Source organism: Cupriavidus sp. FW305-27 (genome assembly GCF_058787995.1).
Genome location: NZ_JBYTAG010000051.1, coordinates 1 through 12,494 on the forward strand (window position 1 = coordinate 1; position 12,494 = coordinate 12,494).

Below are 12,494 nucleotides of genomic sequence, written 5' to 3' on the forward strand. Positions count from 1 at the left end.
CGGCGCGTCGGCGGGGCAGGGCGGGCTGGGCTGGTTTATCTTCCAGAACCGCAATGAGCTCTACACCGACCGCGTTTTTGCAGGGCTGGCCGCGGTGATCCTGATCGGGCTGCTGGTGGAGGGACTGGTGTTCACCACGCTGGAACGGCTGACGGTGCGCCGCTGGGGCATGCAGCACTAGCCGCCCGCTTGCCCCGTGCCGGCATGGGGCGTAGGCTACGCCTCCGGTACGCAACCGGAGCTCGCCCATGACCGCCATCCACCAGGCCGCCGCACAGGGATTCGCCAGCCAGGCCGATACCTACGCGCGCGGACGCCCCGAATATCCCGCTGAAATCGACGCCTGGCTGCGCGGCACGCTGGGCCTGCGCGCCGGCCGCACCGTGCTGGACCTGGGCGCTGGCACCGGCAAGTTCACGCGCCGGCTGGCGGAGACCGGCACGACGGTGATCGCAGTCGAACCGGTGGCGCAGATGCGCGCTCAGCTGGCCGTGGCGCTGCCGTCGGTACAGGCGCTGGAAGGCAGTGCCGAGGCCATTCCGCTGGCCGATGCCAGCGTCGATGCCGTGGTCTGCGCGCAGGCCTTCCACTGGTTTGCCAATGCGGGCGCGATGGCGGAAATCGGCCGCGTGCTGCGCCCTGGCGGCCGGCTCGGGTTGGTATGGAACGTGCGCGATGAAAGCGTGGACTGGGTGGCGCAGCTGACAGCCATCATGACGCCGTATGAAGGCGACGCGCCGCGTTTCTACAGGGGTGACTGGAAGCGGGTCTTTCCCGCCGAGGGCTTTGGGCCGCTGGCGCTGCAGTGCCTGCCCTACACGCATGTGGGGGCGCCGCAGCAGGTGATCGTGGACCGGGTGATGTCGGTGAGCTTCATTGCCGCGCTGCCGGCGGCGGAGCAGGCCCGCGTGCGCGCACGGCTGCAGGCGGTCATCGACGGGCATCCCGCGCTGGCGGGCCGTGCCGAGGTTGCCTTCCCTTATCGCACCGAGGCCTATTGCTGCGAACGGCTGGCCTGACGCTACATCGTCGCCTGCCGCACCCAGAATGCGGCGCCGTAGCGCGCAATGGCGCCGGGCTCGGCTTCCCGGGCCGCCGCGGCAGGCTGGCTGGCACGGATGCCGGCCTCGATCTGATCCCAGATGGCCAGCATGGCGACGACCTTGGGCAGTGCGGTCACGCCCGTGGATGTCGGCAGCCAGTCCGGGCTGCAAGTGCTGAACAGCGGCTTGCCGAGCGCGGCCTCGAGGCCGCGGATGTGGTAGTACAGCCTTTGCGGATGGATGCGCAGCGCTTGCGCGGCGCGGACGGCATCACGGTGCTGCATCACTGCGACATAGGCGCGCAACGACAGGAAGCTGACGCGCCGGTTGCTGGATGGGTAAGCCATGGCTGGGCCGTGGCCGGGGCATGCTTGGCAGTTGACTGAAAGCACGGTGCCCGGCGAATCGAAAGGAAATCGATCGTAGCGGGACGCAGGCAGGCTGGAGGGTGCGGTTTTCCGAAATGATCCGGGGAAATTTCTGCAATGTGGGGTGGCGTGCGCCGGGCTCAGTGCATTGGCAAATGGCCGATCGCGGTCAGTGCCTGCACCACCTCGGGCGACAGGCGGCGTTCCCTGCATGGCACGCCCGCGGTCTCGAGCGTGGTCCACAGGTCTGCGTCGCCGGTGACGATACGCTGCCGCAGGTGGGCCAGGTATGTGTACTCCGCGGAAGTCAGCGGGCGCGGGGCACTACGCAGGTCATCCAGGATGGCGCCAAGCGAGAGAGCGGGAACGGTCATACCAGGGTCGGGAAAAGCACGGCGGTGAGACATTGCAGCGAGGGTACGGAAAGCAGCGCAGGGATTGCGCGAAGGTCAGCAACACATGATTTTATCCACCCCGTGCAGCGGCTGCTGAATCAAAAGCAGGTAACTTTCCCTCTAATTCCGCTTGCAAAGCCGGGAGTGGCGAGTACGCGCAAGCAATGTGGCGCATGCGGTAGCCGAGGGGGCGGCGAAGGCGCTTTGGCAGCGGCCCGGGCGGCGGCAGAGGCCGGCCGCGGTGTTGCAGAAAAACGCCAGCGCGCCGGGCGGATACGTGGACGCATGCGGCATCTGTTGCGCGAGCTCGCCGCACGTGTGCCGGGTCATTGACACGGAGCAGGGCGGATTGACAAGCCGGGGTGCGTTCTATACGTTGGCGCATCGTTCCGTCATCCGGTCCAGCCAGGATCGCCGCCGTCCGCCATGCCACGCAAAGCCGCACAGGTTTCAGAAGCCGACAAGCACGCCGCCGCGGGCGGCGCCATCGCCGTGGACCGGGCGCTGTTCGTGCTGTCGGTGTTCCGTCTCGGCGATACCGCGCTGGGGCTGGCCGAGCTGGCGCAACGCAGCGGCCTGTACAAGAGCACGCTGCTGCGCTTGCTGGCCTCGCTTGAGCACGCCGGGCTGGTGCGGCGCCAGTCCGACGGGCGCTATGGCCTGGGGCCCGAGGTGGCGCGGCTCAATGCCGTCTACGCCGCGTCGTTCTCATTGGAGGCGGTGGTGATGCCGGCGCTGCGCGAGCTGGTGCGCATCACGCGTGAAAGCGCGGCCTTCCATGTCGAGCAGGGCGAGCACCGGCTGTGCCTGTACCGCGTCGATTCGCCGCAGCCGGTGCGCGACCATGTCCGCGCCGGCGAACTGCTGCCGCGCGACCGGGGCGCCGGCGCGCGCGTGCTGCGCGCCTTTGCCGGCGAGTCCGGCACGCTCTACGAGCGCATCCGGCACGAGGGCGTGGCGGCACTGGTGGGCGACCGCAGCCCCGATCTTGCCGGGGTGTCGGCGCCGGTATTCGGTCCCGGTGATGTGCTGTGCGGCGCGCTGACGCTGACCTGCCCGGCCTCGCGCTACCGTGAAGACTTCCGCGTCGATGTGCTGCATGCGGCGCGCGCGCTGACCCAGGCGCTGGGCGGCACCTTTCCGGACAGCATTGCGGACAATGCCTCCGCGGGCTGAGCCGCCGGGCTTGCGTGTGCAGCCGGCCCGACCCGGCTTGTCGGGGGTGCCACGCGCCTGCATGCGCGGGCTATCATGCGGCTGGCATTGAAGACAACGCATGTCACATTTTGTGAAAACAAGTGCGAGAGATGCCTGCGTCGCGCCCCTGTGGCCTGATGCCCGCCGCTCGATATGACGGCGCGGCAGACGGCATCCTTGAGGAAATCCCCGTGCACCTGGACCAGCAGACCATTGCGGTGGTGATGATGGTGTTTTTTTGCAGCACGCTGATTATTGCGGCGGGGCTGGTGTTCGCGCTGCGCGCGAGCGAGGCGGGGCGGCTGTGGGCGTTCGGGCACGTACTGGTGTCGGCCGCGGGCCTGGCGCTGGCCATCAGCGCGGCCAGCGGCACCGGCCAGCTGGGCACGCTGGGAGCGTTGGCGTTCGTGGCTGGCTGGTTGCTGATCTACCGCGGCGTGCGGGTCTATTACGGCGTGCCGGCCCATCCCGCGGCGCTGGCCGCCGCGGGCGTGATCGGGCTTGGCCTGATCGCGGCCACCAGCGGCATGCCCGACGGGCAGCAGGTGGTGCTGCGCATCGTCTACGGCCTGCTGGCGCTGGTCTCGCTGGCCACCTTTGCCACGCTGGCGCGTGCCGGGCGCGGGCGCCGCAGCATCGGCGCGCCGCTGGTGCTGGTGGCCAGCCTGGTGCATCTGGCCACGCAGCTGGCCGGCTTCAGCCATGCCATGAACCTGCCCGTGGCGGGCGGTGCGGGCGCCGCGCCGCTGACGCTGTTCTTTGCCGGCCCGGCCGGCTCGGCCTGGCTGCTGGCGCCGCTGATGGCCACGCTGCTGGGCCTGTTCGGCTTCACCGTGATGGCGATGGAGCAGATCGTCGCGCACAACGAAAGCGGCGCGCGCGTGGATGCCCTGACCGGGCTGCTCAACCGCGGGGCGCTGGAGATGTCGGCACTGTCGCTGGTGGCGCGCTGGCAGCGCGACGGGCAGGCGCTGTCCTGCCTGGTGATCGACATCGATTATTTCAAGCAGGTCAACGATACCTTCGGCCATCACGCTGGCGACGCCGTGCTGCGCGAAGTCGCGCATGCGCTGGACAACTCGCGCCGCGCCTCGGACGTGGCCGGGCGCTACGGTGGCGAAGAGTTCTGCATCCTGTGCCCGCATACCGACGAGCAGCAGGCCTCGGCGCTGGCCAACCGTATCCTGCGCAAGGTGCGCGCGATTGAACTGCCCGCCGGGCGCGGCCATGCCAGCGTCAGCATTGGCGTGGCGCAGCTGCGCGGCGGCCCGGGCAGCAAGGAAGCGCTGTGGCGCCTGTTGTTTGCCGATGCCGACCGCGCCCTCTACCACGCCAAGGAACATGGGCGCGACCGCTATGTGCTGGCCTCGTCCATGGCGGCGCCGGCGGCCGCGAGCGCATCGCCCGCGCCGCTGCTGGAGCCAGAGCCCGACCTGGCCGGCTGACCCGGTTATGCCTGCCGGCCAGGCTCCGGCACGTCGCGCTGCGGCGTACCGTCATAGGTCCACAGGAACTGGCGCGGCATCGGGCCCTTGTTGCGCCCGCCCTCGCAGGTCTGCTCCCAGGCATGCGCCAGGATGCCGACCGAGCGCGACAGGCAGAACAGCCCCCGCGCCAGCGGTGCGGCAAAGCCCAGCTCGGCATAGATCACCGCGGTGGCGCCATCGATATTCATCGGGATGGGCTTGCCGCGGCCGGCACCCAGCGCCGCCTCGACCGCGCGCGCGATCCCCGCGTAGCGCCCGCTGACCACGCCATCGGCCGCGGCCTGGTCGACCAGCGCCAGCAGCCGTGGCGCACGCGGGTCGACCGGGTGGAAACGGTGGCCAAAGCCGGCAATGAACTTGCCGTGCAGGTCGCGGTAGTGCCGCAGCGCGGCGGTGACGGCGTCGTCCATGGCGCCGCCCGCATCCAGCCGCTGCGCCACGTCCTGGTACAGCGCCACCGCCTGTTCGCCGGCGCCGCCATGCACGTCGCCCAGCACGTTGACGGCGGAAGCCATGGCGTTGTTCAGCCCCACGCCGCAGGTGGCCGCCATGCGCGCGATGGCAATGCTGGGCGCCTGCGGGCCGTGGTCGACCGCGGCCATCAGCGCCGCGTCCAGCAGCTCGCCCTCCCCGGGGCCGGGCAACTCGCCGCGCAGCATCAGCCAGATCATCTGCGCAAACGAGACCCGGCCGATCAGTTGTTCGATCGGGTAGCCGCGGTAGCGGATCTCGCCCGGGCGCATGTCGATGATGCCGGTGCGCCACCAGTCCTGCGACAGGCGCTGGCCCGGGTCCATGGCGTCATCCCGGGGCTGGCCGCTGGTTTCGATGCCGCTCATATCGCGCGCTCCTCGCTCAGTTGGTCGATGTCCGCATCGCTGTAGCCCAGGCTGGCCAGCACCTGCCGCGTATGCTGGCCCAGCTCCGGCGGCGGCGTGTCCACGGCCGGGGCCTCGCGGTTGAGCTTGAAGCCGGTGCGCACCACGCGGATATCGCGGCCCACGCCGGGCGCATCGGCAAATTCGCCGATCATGCCGCGCTCGCGCACCTGCGGATGCGCCAGCGTCTGTGGCACGTCCAGCACCGGGCCGGCGGGCACGCCGGCCTCGGTCAGCAGCGGCCACCATTCGGTGGCCGGCTTCTTCGCCAGCTCTGCTTCCAGCGCCTGTGTCAGTTCGCCCCGGTTGGCCAGCCGCGCCTGGCGCTGCGCGAAGCGCGGATCGGCGGCCAGCTCGGGGCGGCCCAGCACGCGGCACACGGCTTCAAACTGTTCCTGCTTGTTGGCGGCGATATTGAGCAGCCCGTCCGCGGTGCGGAAAGTGCCGGAAGGGCTGGCGGTCATGTTCTCGTTGCCCATCGGCGCCGGCACCTTGCCGGCGATCAGGTGGTTGGATACCACCCAGCCCATGGTGGCCAGCGTGGCTTCCAGCATCGATACGTCGACGAAATAGCCTTCGGTGCGCTGGTGGTCCGCCAGCGCCGCCGATACCGCCAGCGCCGCGGTCAGCCCGCCGATGGTGTCCGAGACCGGATAGCCGACCCGCAACGGTGCGCTCTGCGCATCGCCGGTAATGCTCATCACGCCGGCCATGCCCTGGATGATCTGGTCATAGGCCGGCAGCCCGGCCAGCGGCCCGTCCTGGCCAAAGCCCGAGATCGCGCAGTAGATCAGGCGCGGGTTGTCCTGCTTCAGGGTCTCGTAGCCCAGCCCGAGCCGGTCCATCACGCCGGGGCGGAAGTTCTCCACCAGCACGTCGGCGCTTTGCACCAGCTTGCGGAACACCTCCTTGCCGCGCGCGTGCTTCAGGTTGAGCGTGACCGACTGCTTGCCTGGGTTCTGGGCCAGGAACGACACGCCCATCAGGCGCTGGTTCAGCTCGGCATCGGCGCCCAGCTGCCGGGCCAGGTCGCCGGTGCCGGGGGTTTCCACCTTGATGACTTCGGCGCCCAGGTGGGCAAGCTGGTGGCAGCAGAACGGCCCGGCCAGCACATTGGTCAGGTCGAGCACGCGGATATGGCGCAGTGGCTTTTTCATGTTCTGTACAACAGAATGACGATCTTTAACAGAGAACATGCGGAGGATAGGAGCCGCGTTTGGGCGTGTCAAGCCGGGCGCCTGGCCGGCACCTGCCATACAATGGCGCCCCGTCCGCGCGGCCCGCTGGCGCGCGGGCTTTTTTAGTGGTGTCTTGCAGGAAACGGAATCAATGATGTCAAACGCATGCGGCCTGGACTTCGGCACGTCCAACTCAACGGTCGGCTGGAGCCATCCGGCGCGGCCGGCGGCGCTGCTGCCGCTGGAGGACGGCAAGGTGACGTTGCCCTCGGTGATCTTCTTCCACGCGGAGGATCCGCTGGTCAGCTATGGCCGCGCCGCGCTGGGCGATTACCTGGCCGGCTATGAAGGCCGGCTGATGCGTTCGCTCAAGAGCCTGCTGGGCACCTCGATGATGGACGACAGCACCGAGGTGATGGGCCAGGCGATGCCGTTCCGCAAGCTGCTGGCGCACTTCATCCGCGAGCTGAAGACGCGTGCCGAGCAGGCCGCCGGCGCGGAATTCTCGCGTGCGGTGCTGGGCCGCCCGGTGTTCTTCATCGACGAGAACCCGGCCGCCGACCAGATCGCCGAAGACACCCTGGCCGAGATCGCGCGCGACGCGGGTTTCGGCGAGATCGCGTTCCAGTACGAGCCGATCGCCGCGGCCTTCGACTATGAGGCCCGGATCACGCGTGAGGAACTGGTGCTGGTGGCCGACATCGGCGGCGGCACCTCGGACTTCTCGCTGGTGCGCCTGTCGCCCGAGCGCGCCGCGCGCAGCGACCGGCGCGACGACATCCTGGCCAATGGCGGCGTGCATATCGGCGGCACTGATTTCGACCGCGCGCTCAGCCTGGCGCGCGCAATGCCGCTGCTGGGCCTGGGCAGCGCGCTGCGCAACGGCAAGGCGATGCCGTCCAGCCAGTATTTCGACCTGGCCAGCTGGCACACCATCAATCTGGTCTATACGCGCAAGGCGTGGTCGATGGTGATGGACAACTACCGCGACGCGGCCGATACGGTGAAGCTCGACCGCCTGGTGCGGCTGATCCGCGAGCGCGCCGGGCACTGGCTGGCGATCCAGGTGGAAGCCGCCAAGATCGCCTTGTCCGACGCCGGCAGCACCGACGTGGACCTGCACCGGCTGGAGCAGGGGCTGACGCTGACCATCACGCGCGACGAGTTCGATGCGTCGATCGACAAGCTGGTGGTGAAGACCGAGCAGACCGTGCAGAAGCTGCTGGTGGATGCTAGCGTCGATGGCGCCGCGGTCGATACCATCTTTTTCACCGGCGGCTCCAGCAGCGTGCCGCTGCTGCGGCAGCGGCTGGCGGCGCTGTTGCCGCAAGCGCGTTGCGTGGAAGGGGACCGGTTCGGCAGCATCGGCAGCGGGCTGGCGCTGGATGCGGTGAGGAAGTTTGGGTGAGGGGCAGGCTGGCGTCTGAGCAGCCCAGCGGCCAGCTCAGACGTCAGCCGGCCTGCGTCCGCATATCGCGCAAGCCGTATTCATCCCCCAGCGCCAGCCGTGCCGCCCGCAGCGCGCCGCGCGCGGCCGCCGCATCGCCCGCCAGCCGCATCAGCGCCGGCAGTTCCCACGGCGCGCGCAAGAGCCCGCCCAGCACCGCGCCGACATCCGTCTTGCCGTCTTCACCCATGCCTGCCGCCGCGGCAGCCGGAACCGCGCGGCTGGCCGGGTCGATCACCACGCGGCAGGCCGCGAACGGCAGCCGGCAAGCCGCCGCCATGCGCGCGGCGAGGTGCGATTCCATGTCGACGCAGAGCGCCCCCGTGGCCCGGTGCAGCATCTGCTTGGCGGCAACCGAAAGCACCGGCTGGTCCGCGCCGGCAAGTATCCCGACCCTGGCATGCGGCAGCGCCGCGTGCATCGCCCGGGTCCAGGTCATGTCGGTGTCGTAGCGTTCGCCGGCCGCGCATACCGAGTCCGCCAGCACGAGGGCGCCCGGCGCCAGCGCGGGATCCAGCCCGCCCGCCACGCCAAAGCTGAGGATGCCCATGCAGTGCCGGCTTGCCATCGCGGAAACGCCTTGTTCCAGTGCAAGTCCGCGCAGGCCGTGCACCACGCGGCAATGCGGACCGGCGGCGGTGCGCGCCTCGAACGCCATGCCGGTGACGACCAGCACGAACGGTGCCGTCACAGCCCCCACGGCACCTGGTGCGCGCCGCCGCGCTGCAGGTTGCGGTAGCGCGCCAGCGCCCACAGCGGGAAGTAGCGTGCATAGCCGTGATAGCGCAGGTAGAACACGCGCGGAAAGCCCACGGCGGTGAAGCGCGGCTCATGCCACAGGCCGCCGGATTGCTGCGTGCGCAGCAGGTAGTCGATGCCGCGCGCCACCGCGGCATGCTGCGCGGCGCCGGCTGCCATCAGCGCCAGCAGCGCCCACGCGGTCTGCGAGGCCACGCTCGGCGCGGGCTCGTAGCCGCGGTAGTCGAGCCGGTAGCTGCTGCCGTCCTCGCCCCAGCCGCCGTCGGCGTTCTGGATCTGCTCGAGCCACGCCACGGCGCGGCGCATCTCGGGGGCTTCCGGTGCCAGGCCCGTTGCGTTCAGCGCGCACAGCGCGCTCCAGGTGCCATAGATATAGTTGGTGCCCCAGCGGCCAAACCAGCTGCCGTCGGGCATCTGCTCGGCCAGCAGGTAGCGCAGGGCGCGCGCGGCGGGTTCGCTCTTGCCCGGCGTGGCGCCGATCTGGCACAGCATCGACAGGCAGCGCGCGGATACGTCCGCGGTGGGCGGGTCCAGCAGCGCGCCATGGTCGGCAAAGGGGATGTTGTTCAGGTAGAGATGCGTGTTCTCGGGCTCGAACGCGCCCCAGCCGCCGTCGCCGCCCTGCATGCCGACGATCCACTCGGCGGCGCGCGCCACGGCTTCGTCATAGCGGCCCGGCACATCGTGCGCGCGCATGTAGCGGTTCATCGCGGCGGCCACCACGGCGGTGTCGTCCACGTCCGGGTAATAGGCATTGGCGTACTGGAAGGCCCAGCCGCCGGGGCGCACCAGGGGGCGGCGCACGGCCCAGTCGCCGCGCACGTCCAGCACTTGCAGCGGCCTGAGCCAGTCCAGGCCGCGCCCGGCCGCGGCCGTCGCGCGTGCCTCGCCGGTTTCCAGCAGCGCGTGCGCGGCCAGCGCGGTATCCCACACCGGCGACAGGCAGGGCTGGCAATAGGCTTCGTCGCCGTGCTCGACCAGCAGCCGCTCGACGGATTGCCGCGCCAGCGCGCGTGCCGGATCGTCGGGCGGCACGCCCAGCACGTCGAACATCATCACGCTGTTGGCCATTGCCGGGAAGATGGCGCCCAGGCCGTCCTCGCCGTTGAGCCGCTCGCGCACGAAGGCCTGCGCCGCGGCAATGGCGCGCCGGCGCAGCGTGCGCGGGACGAGCGGCTCGGCCACGCGCAGCAGCGCGTCCAGGCCGCGGAACACCGTGTACCAGCCGGCGTGCTGGTGCGCCGCGCGCGGCGGCAGCCCCACCGTATGGCAGTTGCCGACGAACAGCTCATTGATGCCGACCCCGCGCGGGTTGCGCGCCTGCGGGCGCAGGCTGTTCAGCACCAGCAGCGGCACGATCACCGTGCGCGCCCAGTACGAGACCTTGGACAGGTGGAACGGAAACCACTGCGGCAGCAGCATGATCTCGACCGGCATCATCGGCACCGCCAACCATGGCATCACGCCGTACAGGGCCAGCAGCGTGCGCGTGAATACATTGCTGGCCTCGGCGCCGCCCAGCGCGTGGACGGCCCGGCGCGCGCGCTGCATATGCGCGGCCTGGGGGTCGTCGCCGGCCATCTTCAGCGCGAAATAGGCCTTTACGCTGGCGCTGACGTCGGAGCGGCCTTCATGGAACAGCGGCCAGCCGCCATCGGGATTCTGGATGCGGCGCAGGTAGCGGGCCAGGCGGGCTTCAAGCTCCAGGTCCGGGGCTTCGCCGAGGTAGTGCACCATCAGCACGTATTCGGCGGGAATGGTGGCGTCGGCTTCCAGTTCGTAGACCCAGTGGCCGTCGGGGCGCTGCTGGTGCAGCAGCGCGTCGATCGCGCGGCCGATGCCCTGGTCCAATGCCTGCGCGGCGTCGCGCGGCGCGGGGCTGTCCCCCGCGCTGGCCGGCGCAATCCGTGGCACTGCCGTGGCAAAGGCGGTCTCGTTCATCGACATGCAGACTCCTTGTGCCGGCGCACGGCGCGGCCGCGCCCGGCATGCATCGGGGGCAGCGCTCAGCCAATGGCGTGGCGCAGCAAGATCCAGAGCAATTGGGCGCGCGGCAGGCGCACGCGCTGGCGCGGCGCGCGCCAGCCCTGCGTGCGCAGCCGCGCCAGGATGCGGTGGTAGACCTCGGCCATGATGCGCGGCGAGCGCACCTGCCGCGACGGGCAGCGCGCCATGATGGCGTAGGCCTGGTCGTAGTGCGCCTGGGCCTCGCGCGCCACGGCCGCGCAGGCCTGGCCGACGGCGGGGTGGGCCACCACGGCCTGGGGCGTGTCCGCGCCGATGCCGGCCGCGGCCAGCACTTCCGCCGGCAGGTAGAGCCGGCCGATGGCAGCGTCTTCGTCGATATCGCGCAGGATATTGGTCAGCTGCAGTGCGCGGCCCAGGTGGTGCGCGAGCGCGATGCCGCACGCTTCTTCCAGGCCGAACACGCGCACCGCCAGCCGGCCGACAGCGCTGGCGACGCGATCGCAATACAGGTCGAGGGTGGCCGCGTCGGGGGCGCGGATGTCCTGCACCACGTCCATGGTCATGCCGTCGATCACGGCGAGGAAATCCTGCTGCTGCAGGTCGAAGGCGCGGATCTGCGCGCTCAGCGGCTGCAGGGCGCGAGGCGGGTTGCCGGTGTAGCAGGCGGCGATGTCGTGGCGCCAGGCATCGAGTGCGGCAAGGCGCTCGGCGTGCGGTGCGTTGCCGTCGGCGATGTCGTCGACCGCGCGGCAGAACGCATAGATCTCGAACATGGCCTGGCGCTGCGCTGGCGGCAGGATGCGCAGCGCGGCATGGAAGGAACTGCCGGCCGAGGCCGCCGGGCCCGCCTGGCTGCCATGGTCGGCGGCGACAGGGGTGTCTTGCGTTGCGATTTGAGTACCGGCCACGTAACTCCTCGACACGCTGCATACCGTCCCGCACTGATCGCGCAGCATCCGTGCGCGCCCACTGGCGGGAGGGCGGTTGTGGGTCGGCAGATTATAGCAATTTCACTCGTCGCAAGACTGCCGCAGCGGCGGCCCCGGTGCCGGCGCGCCAATAAAAAAAGCCCCGCGCCGAAGCTGCGGGGCTTTCCTTCCGGCCGGTCCGCTGGACCGGCCCGGAATCCACCGGTATCAGAGGGCCTGAATCTTGGTGGCTTGCTCGCCCTTCTGGCCCATGGCCTTGACGTAGCGTACCTTCTGGCCTTCCTTCAACGACTTGAAGCCATTGCCTTCGATTGCGGAGAAGTGCGCGAACAGATCGTTGCCGCCTTCATCCGGCGTGATGAAGCCGAAGCCCTTGGCGTCGTTGAACCACTTAACGGTACCGGTTTCCATATCTATCTCAACCTTGAATTTCAAAATGAGCGAAAACGCTCGTTATACACCGTGTGCAACGCACCCAGCGGATCCTTTTTATGTTCCCCGCCAGCGCATTCCATATGACTTCGATATGTCGCTGTCGTGACAACCGAAAACGTCACGGAACGACAACACCAAAAGACACACCGCATGGGCGCTGCACAAGTGGGAATCATTCTGCCGAATTTTCCCGGCGTGTCAATCAGGCTAAGCGCCTAATCATGATGAGAGGTTCCGATAGGAGATATTAGCGTTTTCTACTTCAGCTTCAGTTCAGTGAATTCCCTGATTTTTTTATCGCGGGTTTGGTTGTGCGTGCACCGCCAGCGAGCGCGATGCCACACCGCCGTGCATAATGGCTGTCGTCCGGTGCATGGGCGTGCCATCTTTTTTACAAATTCTTACGGCAC

General features: G+C 69.3%; 12 protein-coding genes and 1 pseudogene. 5 read left to right on the top strand and 8 right to left on the bottom strand.

All coding sequences use genetic code 11. From position 1 onward, the window contains the following. Together AC3WRI_RS22710 and AC3WRI_RS22715 are read left to right on the top strand one after the other, a co-directional pair. A pseudogene (locus AC3WRI_RS22710) lies at positions 1-181 on the top strand (ABC transporter permease); the annotation flags it as partial. A gap of 67 nt (positions 182-248) precedes the next feature. Beyond that, positions 249-1,019, top strand: coding sequence for a class I SAM-dependent methyltransferase (locus AC3WRI_RS22715; protein WP_492294121.1), 771 nt, complete (start codon positions 249-251; stop codon positions 1,017-1,019). A gap of 2 nt (positions 1,020-1,021) precedes the next feature. Here AC3WRI_RS22715 and AC3WRI_RS22720 read toward each other — a convergent pair whose 3' ends face one another. Then, positions 1,022-1,390, bottom strand: a complete 369-nt coding sequence (locus tag AC3WRI_RS22720) for a helix-turn-helix domain-containing protein (protein ID WP_010810921.1) — start codon at positions 1,388-1,390, stop codon at positions 1,022-1,024. A 161-nt stretch (positions 1,391-1,551) separates the two neighbouring features. Beyond that, entirely contained in the window at positions 1,552-1,785 is a 234-nt protein-coding gene (locus AC3WRI_RS22725; protein ID WP_010810922.1) for a hypothetical protein, read from the bottom strand. A gap of 447 nt (positions 1,786-2,232) precedes the next feature. Between AC3WRI_RS22725 and AC3WRI_RS22730 the strand changes: the two genes are divergently transcribed. Then, on the top strand, positions 2,233-2,982 hold the full coding sequence (locus tag AC3WRI_RS22730; RefSeq protein ID WP_011617719.1) for an IclR family transcriptional regulator: 750 nt from the start codon (positions 2,233-2,235) through the stop codon (positions 2,980-2,982). Positions 2,983-3,194: 212 nt separating this feature from the next. Then, on the top strand, positions 3,195-4,448 hold the full coding sequence (locus AC3WRI_RS22735) for a GGDEF domain-containing protein (protein WP_454751066.1): 1,254 nt from the start codon (positions 3,195-3,197) through the stop codon (positions 4,446-4,448). Between the two features lie 5 nt (positions 4,449-4,453). On the opposite strand, the gene AC3WRI_RS22740 is transcribed toward AC3WRI_RS22735, so the two are convergent. Together AC3WRI_RS22740 and AC3WRI_RS22745 are read right to left on the bottom strand one after the other, a co-directional pair. Beyond that, positions 4,454-5,329 carry a citryl-CoA lyase gene (locus AC3WRI_RS22740; RefSeq protein ID WP_011617717.1) on the bottom strand — a complete coding sequence of 292 codons (876 nt, stop codon included), beginning with the start codon at positions 5,327-5,329 and terminating at the stop codon, positions 4,454-4,456. Continuing rightward, the gene (locus tag AC3WRI_RS22745) at positions 5,326-6,525 is read right to left on the bottom strand and encodes a CaiB/BaiF CoA transferase family protein (RefSeq protein ID WP_010810926.1); all 1,200 of its coding nucleotides are present in this window, start codon (positions 6,523-6,525) and stop codon (positions 5,326-5,328) included. The genes AC3WRI_RS22740 and AC3WRI_RS22745 overlap by 4 nt, the downstream gene beginning before the upstream one ends. A 172-nt stretch (positions 6,526-6,697) precedes the next feature. Between AC3WRI_RS22745 and AC3WRI_RS22750 the strand changes: the two genes are divergently transcribed. Next, positions 6,698-7,954 carry an Hsp70 family protein gene (locus AC3WRI_RS22750; protein ID WP_492294123.1) on the top strand — a complete coding sequence of 419 codons (1,257 nt, stop codon included), beginning with the start codon at positions 6,698-6,700 and terminating at the stop codon, positions 7,952-7,954. Positions 7,955-7,997: 43 nt separating this feature from the next. On the opposite strand, the gene AC3WRI_RS22755 is transcribed toward AC3WRI_RS22750, so the two are convergent. The 4 genes from AC3WRI_RS22755 to AC3WRI_RS22770 form a co-directional block, all read right to left on the bottom strand. Continuing rightward, entirely contained in the window at positions 7,998-8,684 is a 687-nt protein-coding gene (locus tag AC3WRI_RS22755) for a phosphorylase (RefSeq protein ID WP_011617714.1), read from the bottom strand. Then, positions 8,681-10,699 (bottom strand): squalene--hopene cyclase, encoded by a 2,019-nt coding sequence (gene shc / locus AC3WRI_RS22760; protein WP_011617713.1) that lies wholly within the window; start codon positions 10,697-10,699, stop codon positions 8,681-8,683. The genes AC3WRI_RS22755 and shc overlap by 4 nt, the downstream gene beginning before the upstream one ends. A gap of 59 nt (positions 10,700-10,758) precedes the next feature. Then, the gene (gene hpnD / locus AC3WRI_RS22765; protein WP_492294125.1) at positions 10,759-11,628 is read right to left on the bottom strand and encodes a presqualene diphosphate synthase HpnD; all 870 of its coding nucleotides are present in this window, start codon (positions 11,626-11,628) and stop codon (positions 10,759-10,761) included. Positions 11,629-11,856: 228 nt separating this feature from the next. Further along, positions 11,857-12,060 (bottom strand): cold-shock protein, encoded by a 204-nt coding sequence (locus tag AC3WRI_RS22770; RefSeq protein ID WP_010810931.1) that lies wholly within the window; start codon positions 12,058-12,060, stop codon positions 11,857-11,859. Positions 12,061-12,494 lie beyond the last annotated feature (434 nt).

Coding starts and splice junctions, on each gene's coding strand:
- AC3WRI_RS22745 (WP_010810926.1), bottom strand. CDS start 6,525: ATGAAAAAGCCACTGCGCCATATCCGCGTGCTCGACCTGACCAATGTG.
- AC3WRI_RS22720 (WP_010810921.1), bottom strand. CDS start 1,390: ATGGCTTACCCATCCAGCAACCGGCGCGTCAGCTTCCTGTCGTTGCGC.
- AC3WRI_RS22750 (WP_492294123.1), top strand. CDS start 6,698: ATGATGTCAAACGCATGCGGCCTGGACTTCGGCACGTCCAACTCAACG.
- AC3WRI_RS22715 (WP_492294121.1), top strand. CDS start 249: ATGACCGCCATCCACCAGGCCGCCGCACAGGGATTCGCCAGCCAGGCC.
- AC3WRI_RS22730 (WP_011617719.1), top strand. CDS start 2,233: ATGCCACGCAAAGCCGCACAGGTTTCAGAAGCCGACAAGCACGCCGCC.
- AC3WRI_RS22725 (WP_010810922.1), bottom strand. CDS start 1,785: ATGACCGTTCCCGCTCTCTCGCTTGGCGCCATCCTGGATGACCTGCGT.
- AC3WRI_RS22770 (WP_010810931.1), bottom strand. CDS start 12,060: ATGGAAACCGGTACCGTTAAGTGGTTCAACGACGCCAAGGGCTTCGGC.
- shc (WP_011617713.1), bottom strand. CDS start 10,699: ATGTCGATGAACGAGACCGCCTTTGCCACGGCAGTGCCACGGATTGCG.
- AC3WRI_RS22740 (WP_011617717.1), bottom strand. CDS start 5,329: ATGAGCGGCATCGAAACCAGCGGCCAGCCCCGGGATGACGCCATGGAC.